This window comes from Litoribacter ruber (genome assembly GCF_018449405.1).
In the GTDB taxonomy this organism is placed as follows: Bacteria; Bacteroidota; Bacteroidia; order Cytophagales; family Cyclobacteriaceae; genus Litoribacter; species Litoribacter ruber.
Window position 1 is genome coordinate 24,364 of the sequence record NZ_JAHCMY010000003.1, and the last position, 18,252, is coordinate 42,615.

Below are 18,252 nucleotides of genomic sequence, written 5' to 3' on the forward strand. Positions count from 1 at the left end.
ATGGCGACTTTAAACCCTTACCTTAACTTTCCCGGCAATGCCGAAGAGGCATTCAGCTTTTACCGTTCGGTGTTCGGCGGAGACTACATGATTCAAAGATTCAAGGAAATTCCTGATATGGAAAACCTTTCTGATGAGGACGGTGAAAAAGCCATGCACATTTCCTTTCCCATCGGAGACTGCACCTTGATGGCCTCCGATGTGCTCAGCTCTCAAAACCAGCAATTGACTTCAGGTAACAACTTTTACATTTCCATCGATGCCAAAAGCGAAGAGGAAGCCAATAGATTCTTCGATGGGCTGTCGGCTGGCGGAGAGGTAGAGATGCCCATGCAGCGGACCTTTTGGAATGCATATTTTGGTATGTTGAAAGATCCCTATGGCATTAAATGGATGGTCAATTATGATTATCAGGAATAAAAAGCTTGACAGCTGGCCGAAAGGCCAGCTGTTTTTTTATCATAACAAATGTGCATAGTCAAGGTTAACAGAGGAACTACTTTAACCTAATAGAATGAGCTATGATTGAGCAGATTCCTTCCCCAAATGAAAACACCCTGATGTTCAAAGTCGGGGATAAAATCACCCAAACTGAAATGCAGCAAATGTATACGCTCATAAAAGCCAGGGTAGAGCAAGGCCACACGGTTAATATTTATGTGGAAATGGAAAAGTTTCCCTCCATGACCATGGGGGCCATTTGGGAGGAAGTTCGACAGCTGGTGCCAGATTTCAAGATCCTTCTTCTCAAGATCAATAAAATAGCCTTGGTCACCGATAAGGAATGGATGCAAAAGATATCTGACGGCATTTATTCCATCATTGGCAACATCAACTTTAAGTCTTTTTCAGTTTCTGACAAATCCACCGCTAAAGACTGGATAGGGATATAAGGCCGATTATTTTACGAGGCTTGTGGCATTTTTCATCTTCTTGACGTCCTGAGATCAAACGGACGTGAAAAAGCGAGATGAAAAGAGTTTTATTTTTAATGATTTTGATGTGGCTTCTTAATTTGCCTGTGGTACTGGGACAGACCCCCACAGGCAAAAACTGGCTGATATCTTCAGAAATAAGCCCGACTTCCAGGACCAATGCTTACAAGAAGCTTCCCCAAGCCCAAAGCGACTCCAATTGGGAGTGGCGCAATCAATTTGGTAAATTTATTACACCGAATCTGGTGGTAGGGCTGTCGGCCGGCTTGAGGACATACTCCATAAGCGAAACCGTGAATGTGGTGGATAGCAATTATTCATCTGATTATCTTGCCAAGGTAGAAAATACTTTATGGCAAGGGGGGGTGTTTTTAACAAGGTTTTTCTCACTTTCCCCACGGTGGAAACTGCAATCCACGCTTTATGGTACCTATGAGCAGGGGCGTGGTGATTACGATGTGGAGCTGCTGGGCTACAATTGTTCCGCGTGCTTTTCTCCAGGGGGACAAAACAGGAATTTTACCCTTGGTAGCCGCTTCGAAAGAGAGCTTAGAGAAAGGAATTTTTATACAGGTGTTGATTTTGGCGTTTCGTATTTGCTCACTCCAAGTGTTTCACTTCAGACCAGTCTGAACCTGTTCCAGTTTGAGACCTTTGAATCCTTCTTCCCAAGAGGGCAGCAGCTAAATCCCGACCGGGCGTCCTACCGGCCAATTGAACAGCAGGGCAATGGTTTTTCTACGGTCATTAACCGGCCTATTGTTCATTTTGGGTTTTCTCTTCTGCTGTAAGCGGCTCCGTTAAGATAGATAACATGGTTTTGATACCTTCTTTGTAGTTCCCCAGCCTGATGTTTTCATTCGGGCTGTGCTGGTTGTTGTCCGGGTTGACTGTCGGGACAATGACGGCAGGGATGTCCAAAGCCTCGATAAAGGGACTGATAGGAATGGATCCTCCGCCCATGCGGATCATGAGGGGCTCTTTTGCAAAAGCCCTCTGATAGGCCTTTCTCAACCAGGTCCCTGGTTCGGAATCAAAAGGTGTCCGGAATGCCTGGTAAGAGATTTCCCCTTCCCACTTGACAATCTTTGGGTGCTCCAATCGCTGATCGGTTGTGGGATTTTCTTCTGTTATAAAAAATCCCTGATTCTGTATGTGGCTTTTGAGCAAGGCAAAAAGCTTTTCAGGATCGCTTTCGGGCACTAACCGGATGTCCATTTCCGCGACCGCTTCCGATGGCACTATCGTCCGGGCCTCATTGCCCACCCATCCCGAGGAAAGTCCGCGGATGTTGAGTGAGGGATATTGCAGGGCTTCTTGATAGGTGCTGCCTACCTGGTCAGGAGCAGCAATTTCCAGCTGAGTTTTGATGGCCTCCTCATCGTCGGGCACTTGCTCCAAAATTTCCATTTCTTCGGGAGAAAGCGTGATTCCATCATAAAAGCCCATGATGATAACCCTGCCCTGTTCATCCTTCATGCTTCCGAGCAATTTGGACATATGGAGAGCCGGGTTGGGTGCATAGTTGCCATAATGTCCGCTGTGTTGCGGGTTTTTCGGGCCGAAAGTTGTCAGCGTTACTCTGGCAATGCCTCTTGCCCCAAAACTAAGGGTGGGTTCATTGCTTAAATGCCTGGGGCCATCCATGATGAGCATCATGTCAGCCTGAAGGCGGTCGGAATGCTTATTAACCGCTTCGGGAAGGTTGGGGGAGCCGATTTCTTCCTCAAAGTCCAAAATAATTTTGATGTTGTAGTCCGGGTTTATTTCACGGTCATTCAGCGCATCCCAGGCGGTGAGGAACATGGCCAGAGGTCCCTTGTCATCGGAGGTCGATCTTCCGTAAATCCTCCATTCAGGGTCGAATTCATCCTTTAAGCGGTCGAAGGAGATCTCTTCCCAATCACCTTCCGAATTTTGTTCTTTAAGTACCGGCTTGTAGGGATTTTCCTGCTTCCACTTGGCAGGGTCCACGGCCTGCCCATCCACATGGAAGTACATCAAAACCGTTTTTTCAGCCCCCTCAACTTCAAAGGATGTCAGCAGAAGAGGGAACCCCTCCGTGTCTAGCTCTTCCACCTCCCATCCCCTTTTCTCAAAATTCTCCTTACACCAATCAAGGTTTTGGTGAAGCTGGTCGGGATGGTGGGAGTTGTTTGGGATGGAGACGAGGTGGTTCAACAGGTGTATTCCCTCAAGCAAAGATTCCTCCGTCATCTGATCTAGGTTAACGGTTTGTGCCAGTGATGAAGAAATGCTGAGAAATAGAATCAAAAGGCTTTTGTAAAAATGACTAGTCATATGAATGGGTTTTGCTCTTTGGCAGTTTCAGAAATTCCGAGTTATAATTTATAAGTTTTTTGACTATATTACAGTATTATTTGTTGATAATTTGTTTTAATGTAAAATTATCAAGGTGTTAATGCCGCTGGTCCCTTTTGTCAATTATTGACACTATTTAAACAGAAGCGTAATGAGAAAAGCTATACTTTCAATATTGGCACTTGGTGCTGCTATGATTTCCTGCAGTCCCTCTGAATTAAATGATGTGGAACAGGAAAAGTTTAGGCCTAAATTCCATTTTTCACCCGAGGCCAATTGGATGAACGATCCCAACGGGATGGTGTATTATGAAGGGGAGTATCACCTCTTTTTTCAATACTACCCAGACAGCACTGTGTGGGGACCGATGCACTGGGGGCATGCAGTGAGTAAGGATTTGGTGGATTGGGAGGAAATGGGGATCGCTCTTTATCCCGATGAGCTCGGGTATATATTTTCAGGCAGTGCAGTGGCTGACCACCAAAACACGGCCGGATTCAAGTCTGGTGAGCATACTCCTTTAGTGGCAATTTTTACCCACCACCATGATGAAAACGGGGAAGTGCAGAGCCTGGCTTTTAGCAATGACAGGGGAAGAACTTGGGAGAAGTATGAGAATAATCCCGTGTTGCCCAATCCGGGGATTCAGGACTTCCGTGATCCAAAGGTAATGTGGCATGAGGAAGGTGGCCAGTGGATCATGTCTTTGGCCGCCAAAGATGTCATCCATTTTTATTCTTCACCGAACCTCAAGGATTGGACATTTGAGAGTGAATTTGGGAAAGGCATTGGTGCAAAAGGAGGTGTTTGGGAATGTCCTGACCTGTTTGAGATAAAGGGTGAAGATGGCCGGAGCAAATGGGTGCTATTTGTAAGTATCAACCCCGGGGCGCCCAATGGGGGTAGCGGAACCCAGTATTTCACGGGGGAGTTTGACGGTAAAACTTTTGCAGCGGATCACCAAGATGAAAAATGGCTGGACTGGGGAACTGATAATTACGCAGGAGTTACCTGGGCAAATGTTCCTAAAGAAGACGGCAGGACTCTTTTCATGGGGTGGATGAATAATTGGCTTTATGGGGATAGAACGCCCACGGAGGGTTGGAGGGGCGCCATGACTTTGGCCAGGGAACTGGTGTTGGTGCGGGATCAGGGTGATGACTATATAGCCCAAAAGCCGGTCCGGGAATTTTACCAAAAGTTAAAGCCTTCGATTGAGTCCAAACAAGTTAATTTCAATGAGGCACTCGCAATTGGGAGCGAAAGCGGTTTTGTGGTTAAGTTGTCGGGATTTCAGGAAAGTAAAGGGGATATCAAGATAAAGCTTTTCAATGAGAATGGGGAAGAGCTTTTGCTTAACCTGACTGCAGATAAGATTTCCCTAGATAGAAGCAGCAGCGGGGAAACAGGCTTTCATCCAGAGTTTGGGAAAATTCAGGAAATGCCATACAGGGGGAATAATTTGGTGGATGTTGAGTTGGTTGTAGATGCATCCTCAATAGAAGTGTTTATTAATGATGGGTTGTATGCCATGACTGCGCAGGTATTTAACAAATGTCCTTTTGATAAAATGATGGTGGAAAGGCCTGATGCACCCGGAAAATATTCCGCCAGTGTTTACGAAGTTCCGGCGATGAGTTCAAGAAAGTAATGCCTTTTTAAAAATAAATTCTCTTTGTGCTCTTTGCGCCATTGGGGTTTGAAAATTAAAGAACTGGTTGAAACTGCAATTTTTTGGCGATAAAATTGGATTTTTGCACTTTATTGTGGATATTAAAGGCTATGAATTTTTCAGAGCTATTTCAACATTTTTTGGCCACCGATCAGGAAAGCCCCATTTTGGCAAGCGGATATAGAAAACTTGACCAATTGGCCATTGGGGGGTTCAAAGATGAATTGGTGGTCATCGGGGGTAGGCCTACCCACGGCAAGACGGCCCTGATGTTAAACCTGATCCTGCGCTTTTCCTACATGCAGCAGCAGAAAGGGTTTGTGGTCATGCCTATGGCCAATGAAGAGTATTTTGCACGCCAAATGTTTTCCATGATTACCGGCAGGGAGGAGGAGGTAAGCGAGCTTCCAGAGGATGTGGCCCTTGATGGGATGACAGACCTCAAGGATATGCTCAAAAACCGCCTTAAAGTACTTCACAGGCCTGCAAACCTTAAAGAAGTGCTGACCATGGCCAAAAGCTGGAAGGCGTCGTATGTGATGCTTGACGACTTTTTCCAAGTGATTGATTTCTTATATGGTTACAAATTATATCATGAATCCTTAAAACTGGTCCATAGCTTTGCCAAGGAAACCCAGATTCCGGTATTTATAGGCTTGATGAGCACCAGCTCGGTTGACAAGCGCGGGGGAGACCGAATGCCCGAACTTATGGACTTATTCAGATCGGATATCCTCTGCCAATACGCCCATAAAGTTATACAGCTTTATCGCCCCATGGCCTATGGGATTGAATGGAATATGGAAGGCGAACCCACTGACAACCTGGTCAATCTTGACCTTCAAAAAAACAGCATCGGAAAAACCGGCATGCTTAGTTTCGAGATCCACCCATCTGGCCGATGGGAAGAAAGATCCATCTAAAACCTCTCATTTTTCTAAATAATCTTTGTTTCGTGATAAAAATTTTTATCCGTTATAAAGATAGTATAACTCTTTTATTTTTAACTGATTAGCTATTGATGGCGAATCTGATTATAGGTACCGCTCAACTAATAATGGTAAGAATTGTTTTGTGTCGAGGAAAAAAATATTAGATTTGGTCTAATAATTGTATTTTGATGCTTGAATAAATCAATTTTTATATGAAAAAATTCTACTTACTCCCATTATTTGCGATTGCCTTTTTAATTTCTTCTTGTACAGAGTTTCCCGATATTGCTCCAAGTGCAAATATTGTTGGGACAGATGATACTGAGATTGAGGCCTATTTTCTTGATATCGATGATATGATCGAGGTAATTCTCTCCGAAAACACGATTGCCAGCAACGGGGTCGATGTACTTTTGGATGACCCAAGAATGGTTAATGCAAACATTTACTTAGAAACTCCCGAGACAAGCACGCCAGCCATTGTGATTGTGGATTTCGGCGATGGCACTGCTGATGTTAAAGGTAACATCCGGAAGGGAAGGCTTCACTTGGAAGTTTCTACCTTGGAAGAATACTCCAACAACACAGGTAGGTTGACCATTGAAAACTATTCCATCAACGGGATCCGTATCGAAGGTAATTTGTTGGCTGAACATGAGGTGGACGTGGAAGCGAAGACTTTGTTTTCTTACGTTGAATACTCAGGACGCGTAACTTGGCCTGATGGAACCTTTGCTACTAGAAACTCCCAAGCGATCAAAGACTTGTCGTGGGCCCCAGAAAATCCGGTGACCTGGATACAGAACGGGAATGCCAATGGCGTCGGTAGAAGTGGCGTAGGTTATTATACCGTAATCACAGAAGGTTTGCTATTTGAAAGAGAGTGCTTGCAGGCAGGTAACTATACGCCAACTTCAGGAAAGAAAAGGACTATTGGCAGACACTTGGAGGCTAATATTGACTATGGAAACGGCACTTGCGACAATGAGGTGATGATCACCATTGAGGAGGACCGCACTTACGCCCATACGTTTACCTTTGAAGGTCTTCGATGAGCCAGTAATTCATCTTCAAGCAAATAAAAAAGCCCTGGATAACTACTCCAGGGCTTTTTTATTTTTAGTAAACTTATCTTCCTTCGGGGTGTTTTTTAAATTCATCCAGCTGTACTTCGGCGCCTTTGATCATGCGGTGCTGGTTGGCAATAATCTCTTTTACATAAGCTGGAGGATCGGCCTTCAAGGCTTTTTCGTAACTCTTAGCGGCCTGTTTGTCTGCATTTTTGCAATCCTCAATGATTTTTTCGGTGTCACTTCCGTTCAGACCCGACTTAAAATCCATCCATAACCGGTGGACTTCATGGCTAAAGTCTGTATGTTCACTTTCATCTCCTCCAAGTTCCCGGATGCATTTTTTCAGCTCCTCCTTGAATAGAGCCCTTTGCTGGGAAAACCTATAAAAAATGGTGCTGAGCTCACCTTCCTTCAAATGGTCAGCAGCATCCTTGTAACCTTTAATGGAGTCCTCATTCGTCTGGAGGAGCTCATGCAGGTGCTTCAAAATTTCGTTATTCTGGTTATGCATTTGAATAGTAGTTTAATTGGTAGTACAAGGTATAACTCGGATAGACTTCAGTTGTTTACATGACTATACTTATATATAAGTGTGCTAAAACTCATTTTGTTTGGGGAATTCATTGTAAACTGATATTATCAATACGGAAGCGAGTTTTATTCCGTATAATTTTATATTTTAAGGTGATGATAACAGGATATTGGTCGTTTTTAACTGTGAAATAGTTTATGATAATTGGAATATTAAAAGAACCGGTTGGGGAATCGCGAGTGGCACTTTTGCCCGACTCGGTGAAAAACGTGATTTCTTGGGGCGTTTCGGTGTTAGTGGAGTATGGGGCAGGGGCGAAATCCTATTCCCCGGACCCGCTGTATCAAGAAGCAGGTGCTGAAATGAAAAGTAGGCTCGAGATTTTGCAGGCTTCCGATATGGTGCTGACCATCAATCCGCCATCCTTGGAGGAGGTAGGCCGTATGAAGCCTGAGGCGGTTTTTTTGGGGCAGTTTAATGCGCTTTTCAATCAAGAATTCACTCAGTCCCTAATTCAAAATCAAAGGACAGCCTTTAGTATGGAGCTTGTGCCGCGGACCACCCGTGCCCAATCCATGGATGTACTGTCCTCCATGGCTACGGTAATGGGTTATAAGGCCGTATTGATGGCTGCCAATCTTTTGCCCAGGTTTTTTCCCATGTTTATGACGGCCGCGGGAAGCATCTCCCCGGCCAGGGTGCTGATTTTGGGCGCAGGGGTTGCTGGTCTGCAGGCGATCGCCACCTCCAGAAGGCTCGGTGCTACCGTATTTGCATTTGATGTACGCGCTGCCGCCAAGGAGGAGGTACTTTCCCTGGGGGCAAAATTTGTAGAAGTAGAAGGGGCCAAAGAGGACAAAGGCGCTGGAGGATATGCCGTGGAACAGGATGAGGATTTTCTCAACCGCCAAAAAGAGGCCATCCACGAGCAGGCTTCAAAATCCGATATTATCATCACCACAGCCCAGATTCCCGGCCGAAAGGCTCCTTTGCTGGTAGAAGAGCGAACTGTCTTGGCGATGAAGCCGGGCTCGGTCATCATCGACTTGGCTGCATCTTCTGGCGGCAACTGTGCGCTCACACAGCCGGCGCAAACGGTCGAAGTGAATGGCGTGCGGGTAGTCGGGGTGGATAACCTTGCTGGAACCCTTCCCCAGGATGCCAGCAAAATGTACGGCAAAAATTACCTGAATTTCCTCAAACTGATTATAAAAGATGGGCAGCTCAACCTGAATTTTGAAGACGATATCGTGGCCGGCACCTGCGTGTGCCATCAGGGTGAGGCTGTGAGCCCAAGAATCGCACAACTCATAAATACCTAACCATGGACCAAATCTTACTTTATCTTTCTGCCAACATGGAAATGATCTATTTCCTCCTTCTGGCGATTCTGCTTGGGGTGGAGGTAATATCCAATGTTCCGGCAATTTTACACACTCCACTTATGTCAGGGGCCAACGCCATCCACGGCGTAGTGGTAGTAGGCGCCATTATCGTGATGCTACATGCTTCCCCTGACAATTATGCAGCCCTTTCAATTGGTTTTCTAGCCGTGGTGATGGGGATGCTGAATGTGGTGGGAGGATTTGTGGTCACCGATAGGATGTTGGAGATGTTCAAGAAAAAACCGAAGAAGTCATGATGAGCCTACCTATACTGGAAATCACCTATTTGGTGGCCTCCCTGACTTTTGTGATTGGTCTCAAAATGTTGAGCCATCCGGATTCTGCCCGTAGGGGAAACCTGATTGCTGCAGCCGGAATGCTTCTGGCCATCATTGCGACCCTGGGTCTTTACCAAAGCTACGATCCAAACAAGCTCTTCAACTATGGGCTGATCCTTTTTGGGTTGGCTTTGGGAACTGTAATAGGTACTGTGATGGCCAAGAGAGTACAGATGACAGCCATGCCCCAAATGGTTTCTTTCTTCAACGGGATGGGGGGAGCCTGTGCGGCCCTGATTGCTATAATTGAATACCAGCAACATCCGATTGCCACGGCAGGTTTTGATGGGGCACTACTGGTCATGTTGCTAGGGCTGGTGATAGGTAGCGTGTCCTTTAGTGGGTCCATGATCGCCTATGGCAAGCTGGAAGGTAAGATTAAGGATAAGACGCTACCGTTCAATCAGGCGGCAAACATGATGCTGTTGTTGGTCATAGTAGGTTTGATTATATACCAGCTGTTTGGAGCGGCGTATCCGGTCTTGTTTTATGGACTTTTTGTGATTGCACTGGTTTACGGGGTGCTGTTTGTAATGCCCATCGGGGGTGCGGATATGCCGGTGGTAATTTCCTTGCTCAACTCTTTTACAGGTATGGCAGCCGCATTCGGTGGTTTCCTGTATGGCAACAAAGCCATGCTTACCGGCGGGATACTCGTGGGATCGGCAGGTACGATACTGACCATTTTGATGTGTAAGGCTATGAACCGCTCTCTGACCAATGTGCTGCTCGGGGCATTTGGTTCTGCTGGGGGAGCAGGAGCCAAATCTGCTGAAGGCGACCAGACGGTAAGGGAGATCAGCATTTCCGATATGGCAGTACTGTTATCTTACTCCCAAAACATTGTTATTGTACCCGGCTATGGTCTTGCCGTGGCCCAGGCGCAGCATATCTGTCATGAACTTGAAAAACTGCTTGAGGAAAAAGGCGTGGAGGTAAATTACGCCATCCATCCCGTAGCAGGAAGGATGCCTGGACACATGAACGTGTTGCTTGCCGAGGCTGATGTGCCATATGAGCGCCTTCAGGAAATGGATGAAATCAATCCCCGCCTAGCCAATACCGACGTAGTCGTAGTGATCGGTGCCAATGATGTGGTCAATCCCGCAGCCAAAAATGATTCGACTTCTCCCATTTATGGAATGCCCATTTTGGAAGTCGACAAGGCCAAAACAGTGGTCATTCTCAAAAGAGGCATGGCGGCCGGATATGCTGGAATTGAAAATGAATTGTTTTTCTACCCCAAAACCCGTATGCTCTTTGGAGATGCCAAAGACAGTCTTCAGAAATTGGCGAGTGAAGTCAAAATGGTGTGACAATTGAATGTAATGTGGATGGAAACAATGATCCGTCCATCCCATGAAAAGACTTCTTACCGAAATCAGGTCGTGCACTATTTGTGAAGGTCACCTCCCATTAGGGCCTCGGCCGGTGTTAAGTATCAGTCCTGAAAGCAGGATCCTGATCGTGGGACAAGCTCCCGGGACAAAAGTTCATGCTTCCGGAGTGCCTTGGGACGATGCCAGCGGAAAAGAGCTCAGGAGATGGCTAGGGGTGAATGAAGAGGAGTTTTATGATACTAAAAAGTTTGGGATCTTGCCCATGGGCTTATGTTATCCGGGCAGGGGCCGGGGAGGAGACTTGCCTCCCCGGCCTGAATGTGCTCCGTTATGGCATGGCAGGGTGCTGGAAAAAACTCCCCATATAAAGCTTACCCTTTTGATAGGTGCCTATGCTCAAAAATTCTATTTAGGTAAAACTGCCGAAAAAACACTCACCGCTACAGTTATAAACTTTGAGCAGTACTTGCCCACATATTTCCCTTTGGTCCATCCTTCCCCCAGAAATTTAATCTGGCGCAAAAAGAACCCCTGGTTTGAATCAGATGTGGTACCAGTGTTGAGGGAAAAGGTTTATCAGATACTTTCCGAGAATATTTAGGAATTGGCCTGGGCACAAGGGTTTAAGGTTCCGTCAGCTCTCATTAAAATTGATTTCATATCCATAAATACTATATTGTTTTCTGTTATACGGGGGTAAGTAGCTAAATACATATAACCAGTTTCAATTGGGAATACGGTCCAGCCAGTTGATTGATGTCCGGTAAGAATATTTTCACTTTTCCAGATCCATTTTAAATGTCCGGTATTGTCAGCAAGAGCCGCAACAGGGCGTCTGGATTCATTACCAGCAATAAGAACCTCCCCATTTTCCAAAACAGTAATGTCAGATATCCATAGTAGTGGATGATTTCCGAATTGATCTTCTTCAGAAAGCTGGTATTCTCCTTCAAAAATCAAATTACCATCATTTGAAATTTTCTTCAATGAAAAACTTCTTCCACTATTATTGCTAATGCCAATAAGCATGTCGTTGTTTGGATAAAGCTCAATAATGCTGGGAGAATAATTTTCTATGTATGGGACTTCCCAGATTATATTGAGGTTTAAATCAGTCTTGCTTACCATATGCTGGTTACCAGATCTGTATTTAATTAATAGATCATTTTCATGGTTAAATTTTGCCTGGTGAATATTCTTTTCCAAAATGGTATTCTCAATCTCATTTCCATGATTGTCTAATTTGACCAAGTGGTTAGATTCAGTTTGCCCCTTATATAAAAACAGATAGGCCTCTCCATTGTCATTTACCGTTAAAGCTTGTACTCTGGCTACTAAAGTCTGGTGTTCCCAGATTTGGTTGCCATCACCGTCCAGCTTAAATACCTTGGTTAAATTGTCTTGAATGCCGGCTACATAGATCTGATCGTTTCTTACGCTAATACTATAAGGATACCCTTCGCCAAAACTTGTCACCCAGGCGACCTGTCCTTCGTTGTTGAATTTAAATATTTGAAATTCTTCATCGTTCTCCTTGAGCATAACATATCCATCAGTTGTTTTCTCCTTTATTACATTGTAAGAACTATATTTAACATCTCTCCAAGCCTCGATTGTAGTAATATATTCATCTAAACGGGCATTTTCGACTAAGATAGATTGGGAGGTTGATCCTATCACAAAGTCTGGTCGGGCGGTGATTGTTACTTCCGTGTTACTTGGAAGATCACCGGGGGCGATATATTGGCCCTGTTCATTTATGGATCCTACTGGAGGGCTGATTTCATATTTTATCCTACTAGGACTGACTACAGAGTCCCCCAAGGTTAATGTCAAGGTTGTGATGTCGTCTAAGCAAACAGCCTGTTTGTCCATTTTTAATTCCATCCCTTCATTTACAATTGGTCTATCATCAGAAGGTTCGCAGGAAGCAAAGCCTATGGCAATCAAGGCGGTAGGTAAAAGTAAGAATCTTTTCATAAGGGAGGAATTAAATTTGAAAGACAAAAAGTCTGGATTTATAACTAAAAGTAATAATAATAAATTATTTTTTAATAGTGATGTTTTTATTATCATTTTAGGAGAAAAGTTGACGGGAAAGAATTTTCAAACCCCTTCCCTTTTTTGTAAATTTAGCTACACCAAATACCACAAAGCCATGATAAGATTTCTTTATAAAAACGTCCTAAAGCCAATTCTTTTTAAAATTGATCCCGAGGTGGTCCACGATGCCTTTGTGGTTCTTGGAGCCAATATGGGGAAGTTTCAGGCTGGAAGAATCTTGCTGGGCCTGATGTATAAATATACAGAAAAGGACATTGAGATCACCGTGGATGGGATTACTTATAAGTCCCCCGTGATGCTGGCAGCAGGCTTTGACTACAACGGGCAGCTGGCCCATGTGCTGGATTGTCTGTCCTTTGGAGGAGATGAAATAGGTTCGGTGACGGCCAGACCATGTGAAGGCAACCCCAAACCCAGACTTAAAAGGATGATCAAATCCAAGTCACTAGTGGTTTATAAAGGGCTCAAAAACCAAGGGGTAGACAGGATCATCGCAAGGCTGAAAAACACCACCAAGCCGGAAGGGTTCGTCTGGGGTATCAGCATTGCCAAGACCAATGATCCCGGTGGATCCACATTTGAAGGGGGGATTGAGGATTATCATTACAGTCTTTCCCGATTGGCGGAGGAAAACATGGGCGACTTTTATACCATCAACATCTCCTGCCCGAATGTGCATGGAGGTGAAAATTTTGCAGAACCTCAAAGGCTGGAAAAGTTGCTCAACAGGTTAATGGAAGTGGAGCATGACAAGCCCGTATATGCAAAAATGCCCATCAACCAACCTTGGGAGGAATTCAATGAGCTGCTGCATGTGCTGGACAAGGCTGGTGTGCATGGCGTGGTGATAGGGAATCTGAATAAAAACTACGCTGATGCTGACTTTCCCGAAGAAGCGCCTACAGAATACAGAGGCGGCTTGAGCGGTAAGCTATGCCATAGATTGTCCACCGATTTGATCCGTCAAACCAAAAATTACTGGGGCGACCGCTTTACGATCATAGGCTGCGGGGGGATACTCACCGTGGAAGATGCCATGGAAAAACTCGATGCAGGCGCCGATCTGCTCCAGCTGATCACGGGGATGATTTTCGAAGGCCCACATTTGATGAAGGACATCTGCGCTGCTTACGCCTCAAGGGCCGAGAAGAAATCCGCCTCGGTATTCATCCCGGCTACGGGCTGAGTGTGGATTTACCGCAGAGGTACAGAGGCAAAGAGAGTTTTGGCGAGAAATAGGAAACTTTTCGCGGAAAGAAAAGGGACACTGAGTTCCGCGGAGTTTTTCACAGAGTTTCACGGAGTTTCTTCTTCGCCGAAAAATCGCCAAATTAATACACCCCATCTGAAGAGCGTAGCTCTGAAGGAGGGACACGAAAGTAAGAACTTTGTATATTCGAAAGGCCTCAAAATTGCTCCTCAAAGCGCATAGTCGTACTGTGTACCTGGTACTTGGTACGTTGTACTTGGTACCAATTATTAATACTGTTAAGTTTACTTTGAGGTCTTTGCGGTTAATTTTAAAGCCTCAGTTCTTTTGGTAAATAACCATAGTGCCTTTTGAAAGCAGCCGAGAAATGCGTAGCGTGCTTATAACCCAATTCCAAAGCAATTTCTGCGATGGGAGCAGAGGTTTGAATGAGCTTATCGTGGGCCTTCTCCATTTTATATTCAAATAAATAGGCAAACACGGTTTTGCCAAACACCATTTTAAAATGCTTTTTCAGGTTAAATTCATTGGTGCCGACTTGGTGGGCAAGTTCTTTCAAGGTGATGGATGAATCCAATCGTGAAATCAGGTAAGTCCTGGCTTCCTCCATCTGGGCCATTTCTTCATTTTTGAGAGGAGTTCCCGCTTGTTGAATCATGCTGCGCTGGAAAGAGTCCAATTGAAGGGTGAGCAATTCGATTATTCTAGCATCCACCAGGTTCTTTTTAAACCCATCACATTCCTGGCTATTAATCAAAAGTTGAATAATAGAAGCCATCCTATTGCTTATGGGTAAGTTCGGTCCGGATAGGGTGGCGTACTTTTTCAAACTAACATTCTTCATAAAAGCTTCCCCATTGTTATCGTTCAAATGGCTATAGTCAAGGAAAAAATCCTTTCTCAAGTATATTATCAACAATTCAGTTGGAACTACAATCCTCACATTGAGCTCTTCAAGACCTTTATAAATGATGTTTTGAAAACCTTTGGTGTTGCTGAATACTTCCAGTCCAGTTTCATCAGCATATACTATATGCCCATTGAGGCAGAAATTTAATTGTATATAATCAGGATGGGGGTAGGTGAGCATGGGGGTTTCCAATCCCTTACTTGTATTCCAATGGGCGAAATAGATTTTCTCTGAAAGGTATTCATAAAAATGAGACCCTTCCTCTTTTCTTTCTTTAAAAAAAGGGTTAATAGTATAGCCGTTTACCTCCCCATTTCCCTCTTCTGCATCCAGTAGGGTTAAAAACCGATTTTCAATTTTTCCTTTTGACGTCATTTCAATTCCGTTTAGGGTCATCGCCCTTGGCTCCTCCCTATTACATTTGCATCAAAAGTACGCTTTTTTAGATTAAGTCTAAATAATAATTGTAGTTGTCAGATGAAAAATGTTTTACTCTTTACGGTCCTGTTTTTCCAATTCGGACTGTCGTATGCGCAGAGGGTTCATGTAAATGGAAGGGTGACAGATGAGGACGGATTTGCCCTTCCTGGTGCCACAGTCCAGATTAAAGGAACACCTACAACTTCCGTAACTGATCACAATGGCCTTTTCAGAATGTATGCTGAGCCCGAGCAGCTGCTGGAAATAAGGTTTATGGGTTTTTTGCCCCATACGCTTCAAGCGCCAGCCGATGAAAAGCTGGTTGAAATAATTTTACGCGAAGATGCGACCATGCTCAATGAGGTGGTCGTTACCGGGGCATTGGGAATCAAAAGGGCAGCAAGGGAAATGGGAGCCTCTGCCCAGGTGGTTGAAAATGAAAACCTCAACCAGGGGAAACCCGTGAATCCCATCCTTGGCCTAAGTGGCAAAGTCGCTGGGTTAAGGATCAACATGTATGATAGCAAAGTTGATCCAGACGTTCAGGTCATTTTGCGGGGTACCCGATCGCTTCAGAGAACCAGCGGGATCGATGGTAGGAATCCAAATGCTCCCATTTACGTGGTGGACGGCGTTCCCATTCCGAATATTTCCAGGCTTAACCCCAATGATATCGAAAGCATCACAGTTCTAAAAGGCGCCAATGCCGCAGCTCTGTATGGTTCGGAAGGTGTCAATGGTGCCCTGATGATCACAACCAAAACTGGCAAAAAGGGGGCTGGAACGGTGAGGGTCAGTAACACCACTATGTTTTCGCAAGTATATATGCTTCCTGAGGCTCAAACCCAATATGGGCAGGGAATGAACGGCATTTACAGTCCCACCACTTTTGAGTCTTGGGGGCCGGCTTTTGATGGCAGCATGAGGGACTTTGGAGCCCCACTCCCTGATGGTACACAGCCCCAGTTGAGATTTGCGGCACCTGAAAGAGATAACCGTCTGGGGCTTTTTCAAACTGGGGTGAATACTCAAAATGATATCAGCTTTTCAGGTGGAGATGACAATAGTACCTACTTCATGTCTGCCCAGCACGTGCACCAGCAGGGGATTATTCCCGAAGATGTGAATAACCGATTAGGCTTGAGGTTTAACGGCACAAGACGTTTTGGGAAATTACATACTTCCTACAATGTCAATTACATCAATAATAAAAACGATGTAACTCCAGATGGACCATGGATAGGGGCCTACAGATATCCGGCAAATTTTGATTTCGACATGGTTAAGGAATGGCAAAACCCCAATGCTCCTGGAAACCCCAACAACTATTTTATCCCAAATGGAAGCTGGCTTCGAAATCCTTATTTTCTGATAGATAACATCCGGAACGTTTCTGAGGAGCAGATACTAAATTTCAAGGTTGATTTCATTTATCAATTGAGTGAAAAGGTAAATGTCATATACCGACTTGGCCACTATACCTCTAATACCAATGGACGAAATACGGTAAATAAGTTCCAAGCAGAAGGGACCAGGAATACCAATGGTTCGGTAAATGATTTCACCAATCACTATAGCCGCTGGAATGGGGATTTGATCCTACAGTACCGGGAAAATTTCGGGGATTTCAGTCTTCAGGCTTTAGCAGGACAAAATTTCAGGACGGATTACAGGAAGGACCATAACCTGGCGGCTAACAACTTGCTTTATTCTGATATTTTCAACCAAAGCAGTAGAGTGGGAGAGCTCGCCGGAGGATCCTCTATCATGGAGCAGAGGGCACTGGCTGTGTATGGGGAGGCAGTTTTTGGATATAAAGATTACCTGTATCTAAACCTTACGGGAAGAAATGACTGGGTTTCAATCTTGAGTCCCCAAAACCGGTCATATTTCTATCCCGGGGTGAGCACCTCTTTCATTGCGAGTGATGCATGGAGCCTTCTGAAACATTCGTCTCAAATTTCCTATACGAAGTTTTATGCTTCCTGGAATCAAACCGGAAACGTGACTTTAAACCCTTATCAGTTAAACAATCCCTATGCTCAAAACAATGGGTTTCCTTTTGGAAACAGCATAGGATTCTTACCTGGCTTGGCAAATCCCAATCCTAACATTATGCCTGAGTTTGTGACCTCCTATGAGGCAGGGTTAAATGTGGGCCTTTTCAAGCACAGAGTTTACCTGGATGCAACTTATGTGTTCTCCGATGCTGACGGTCAGATATCCAATGCAAATGTTTCCCGGGCAACGGGTTATAATTCCATGTTAGTCAATGCTGGAAGGATGACCAGTGAAGTGTTGGAATTTAGCATTCAAGGAGATGTGATCAGGACGTTGAATAGCAGATGGAACCTGGGGGCCAACTACACCCATACCAAAAATATCGTCAGGGAGCTATATGGTGATGCGCAGTTTAGACAAAATTTCAGGCAATCTTATGCCATAGTTGGAGAAGCGTTTCCGAGTTTGTGGCTTAGTGATTATGAACGTGACCCGCAGGGAAGAGTGGTGGTGGATGCCGATTCTGGGGATCCTATCGTGGCAACGGACAATGCTCTTTTGGGGACCCTGGTGCCACCCCATATGATCGGGATCAATTCCTTGGTGGAATATAAAGGTTTCAGTTTCGGGCTTCAATTTGACTGGAGAATGGGTGGTTGGTTTTATTCCGAAACCGTGCCTCCGATGTATGAGCACGGGACGCATCCTGAAACTGCTAGATACGGCCGTGAACCTTTTATTTGGCCGAATTCCGTAGTGGCTACAGAAGGTGGCGGGTTTGTGGAAAATGATTATTTATTGACTTCCGGTGGCGGAAAAGAATTCTGGTCTCGGCAGGGTGCTGTGCAAAGCAACACAGCTGCAAGAGGAGATTTCTTTAAATTAAGGGAGCTGAACATTGCTTATGCATTGCCCTCAAGTCTTCTTGGTAGACAAAAAGCCATCAAGGAAGCCTCTATAGCTTTTGTTGCCAACAACCTATTCATCATCACCCATTCTTCCAATAAAATAGGCGATCCCGAATACCTCTATAATAACACCGACGGATATTACAGTTTCCGCCAGGTGCCTCCTATGCGAAACTTTGGATTCAATGTCAACCTGCAATTCTAAGCCAA

At 44.9% G+C, this 18,252-nt stretch carries 16 protein-coding genes; 12 read left to right on the top strand and 4 right to left on the bottom strand.

Annotated elements, in window-relative coordinates:
• The 3 genes from KI659_RS07185 to KI659_RS07195 all read left to right on the top strand — a co-directional run bounded on the left by KI659_RS07185 (position 1) and on the right by KI659_RS07195 (position 1,726).
• Entirely contained in the window at positions 1–420 is a 420-nt protein-coding gene (locus tag KI659_RS07185) for a VOC family protein (RefSeq protein WP_213944682.1), read from the top strand.
• 101 nt (positions 421–521) lie between these two features.
• Positions 522–893: a SpoIIAA family protein gene (locus KI659_RS07190; RefSeq protein WP_213944683.1), complete on the top strand. Its 372-nt coding sequence runs from the start codon at positions 522–524 to the stop codon at positions 891–893.
• Positions 894–970: 77 nt separating this feature from the next.
• Positions 971–1,726: a hypothetical protein gene (locus KI659_RS07195; protein ID WP_213944684.1), complete on the top strand. Its 756-nt coding sequence runs from the start codon at positions 971–973 to the stop codon at positions 1,724–1,726.
• Here KI659_RS07195 and KI659_RS07200 read toward each other — a convergent pair.
• Positions 1,692–3,236, bottom strand: coding sequence for a M20/M25/M40 family metallo-hydrolase (locus tag KI659_RS07200; RefSeq protein ID WP_213944685.1), 1,545 nt, complete (start codon positions 3,234–3,236; stop codon positions 1,692–1,694). The genes KI659_RS07195 and KI659_RS07200 overlap by 35 nt on opposite strands.
• Positions 3,237–3,408: 172 nt before the next feature.
• Here KI659_RS07200 and KI659_RS07205 point away from each other — a divergent pair, with 172 nt between their 5' ends.
• The 3 genes from KI659_RS07205 to KI659_RS07215 all read left to right on the top strand — a co-directional run bounded on the left by KI659_RS07205 (position 3,409) and on the right by KI659_RS07215 (position 6,916).
• On the top strand, positions 3,409–4,908 hold the full coding sequence (locus KI659_RS07205) for a glycoside hydrolase family 32 protein (RefSeq protein WP_213944686.1): 1,500 nt from the start codon (positions 3,409–3,411) through the stop codon (positions 4,906–4,908).
• Between the two features lie 131 nt (positions 4,909–5,039).
• Positions 5,040–5,852: a DnaB-like helicase C-terminal domain-containing protein gene (locus KI659_RS07210; protein WP_213944687.1), complete on the top strand. Its 813-nt coding sequence runs from the start codon at positions 5,040–5,042 to the stop codon at positions 5,850–5,852.
• A gap of 221 nt (positions 5,853–6,073) precedes the next feature.
• Positions 6,074–6,916: a hypothetical protein gene (locus KI659_RS07215; RefSeq protein ID WP_213944688.1), complete on the top strand. Its 843-nt coding sequence runs from the start codon at positions 6,074–6,076 to the stop codon at positions 6,914–6,916.
• Positions 6,917–6,989: 73 nt separating this feature from the next.
• On the opposite strand, the gene KI659_RS07220 is transcribed toward KI659_RS07215, so the two are convergent.
• A complete protein-coding gene (locus KI659_RS07220) occupies positions 6,990–7,445 on the bottom strand; it encodes a ferritin-like domain-containing protein (protein WP_213944689.1) in 456 nt (151 codons plus the stop codon).
• Between the two features lie 218 nt (positions 7,446–7,663).
• Here KI659_RS07220 and KI659_RS07225 point away from each other — a divergent pair, with 218 nt between their 5' ends.
• The 4 genes from KI659_RS07225 to KI659_RS07240 are packed head-to-tail and all read left to right on the top strand — an operon-like array spanning position 7,664 to position 11,130.
• Positions 7,664–8,788 (top strand): Re/Si-specific NAD(P)(+) transhydrogenase subunit alpha, encoded by a 1,125-nt coding sequence (locus tag KI659_RS07225; protein ID WP_213944690.1) that lies wholly within the window; start codon positions 7,664–7,666, stop codon positions 8,786–8,788.
• Positions 8,789–8,790: 2 nt separating this feature from the next.
• The gene (locus tag KI659_RS07230; protein WP_213944691.1) at positions 8,791–9,108 is read left to right on the top strand and encodes an NAD(P) transhydrogenase subunit alpha; all 318 of its coding nucleotides are present in this window, start codon (positions 8,791–8,793) and stop codon (positions 9,106–9,108) included.
• The gene (locus KI659_RS07235; RefSeq protein WP_213944972.1) at positions 9,108–10,505 is read left to right on the top strand and encodes an NAD(P)(+) transhydrogenase (Re/Si-specific) subunit beta; all 1,398 of its coding nucleotides are present in this window, start codon (positions 9,108–9,110) and stop codon (positions 10,503–10,505) included. Before KI659_RS07230 ends, KI659_RS07235 begins: the two co-directional genes overlap by 1 nt.
• Positions 10,506–10,548: 43 nt before the next feature.
• Entirely contained in the window at positions 10,549–11,130 is a 582-nt protein-coding gene (locus tag KI659_RS07240) for a uracil-DNA glycosylase family protein (protein WP_213944692.1), read from the top strand.
• Here KI659_RS07240 and KI659_RS07245 read toward each other — a convergent pair.
• Positions 11,127–12,509 (bottom strand): hypothetical protein, encoded by a 1,383-nt coding sequence (locus KI659_RS07245; protein WP_213944693.1) that lies wholly within the window; start codon positions 12,507–12,509, stop codon positions 11,127–11,129. The two genes, KI659_RS07240 and KI659_RS07245, sit on opposite strands and share 4 nt — an antisense overlap.
• A gap of 178 nt (positions 12,510–12,687) precedes the next feature.
• On the opposite strand from KI659_RS07245, the gene KI659_RS07250 reads away from it, so the two are divergent.
• Positions 12,688–13,779, top strand: a complete 1,092-nt coding sequence (locus KI659_RS07250; protein WP_213944694.1) for a quinone-dependent dihydroorotate dehydrogenase — start codon at positions 12,688–12,690, stop codon at positions 13,777–13,779.
• Between the two features lie 334 nt (positions 13,780–14,113).
• Here the strand turns inward: KI659_RS07250 and KI659_RS07255 are convergent, their stop codons facing one another.
• Positions 14,114–15,088 carry a helix-turn-helix domain-containing protein gene (locus KI659_RS07255; protein WP_213944695.1) on the bottom strand — a complete coding sequence of 325 codons (975 nt, stop codon included), beginning with the start codon at positions 15,086–15,088 and terminating at the stop codon, positions 14,114–14,116.
• 102 nt (positions 15,089–15,190) lie between these two features.
• Here KI659_RS07255 and KI659_RS07260 point away from each other — a divergent pair, with 102 nt between their 5' ends.
• Entirely contained in the window at positions 15,191–18,247 is a 3,057-nt protein-coding gene (locus KI659_RS07260; RefSeq protein ID WP_213944696.1) for a SusC/RagA family TonB-linked outer membrane protein, read from the top strand.
• Positions 18,248–18,252 lie beyond the last annotated feature (5 nt).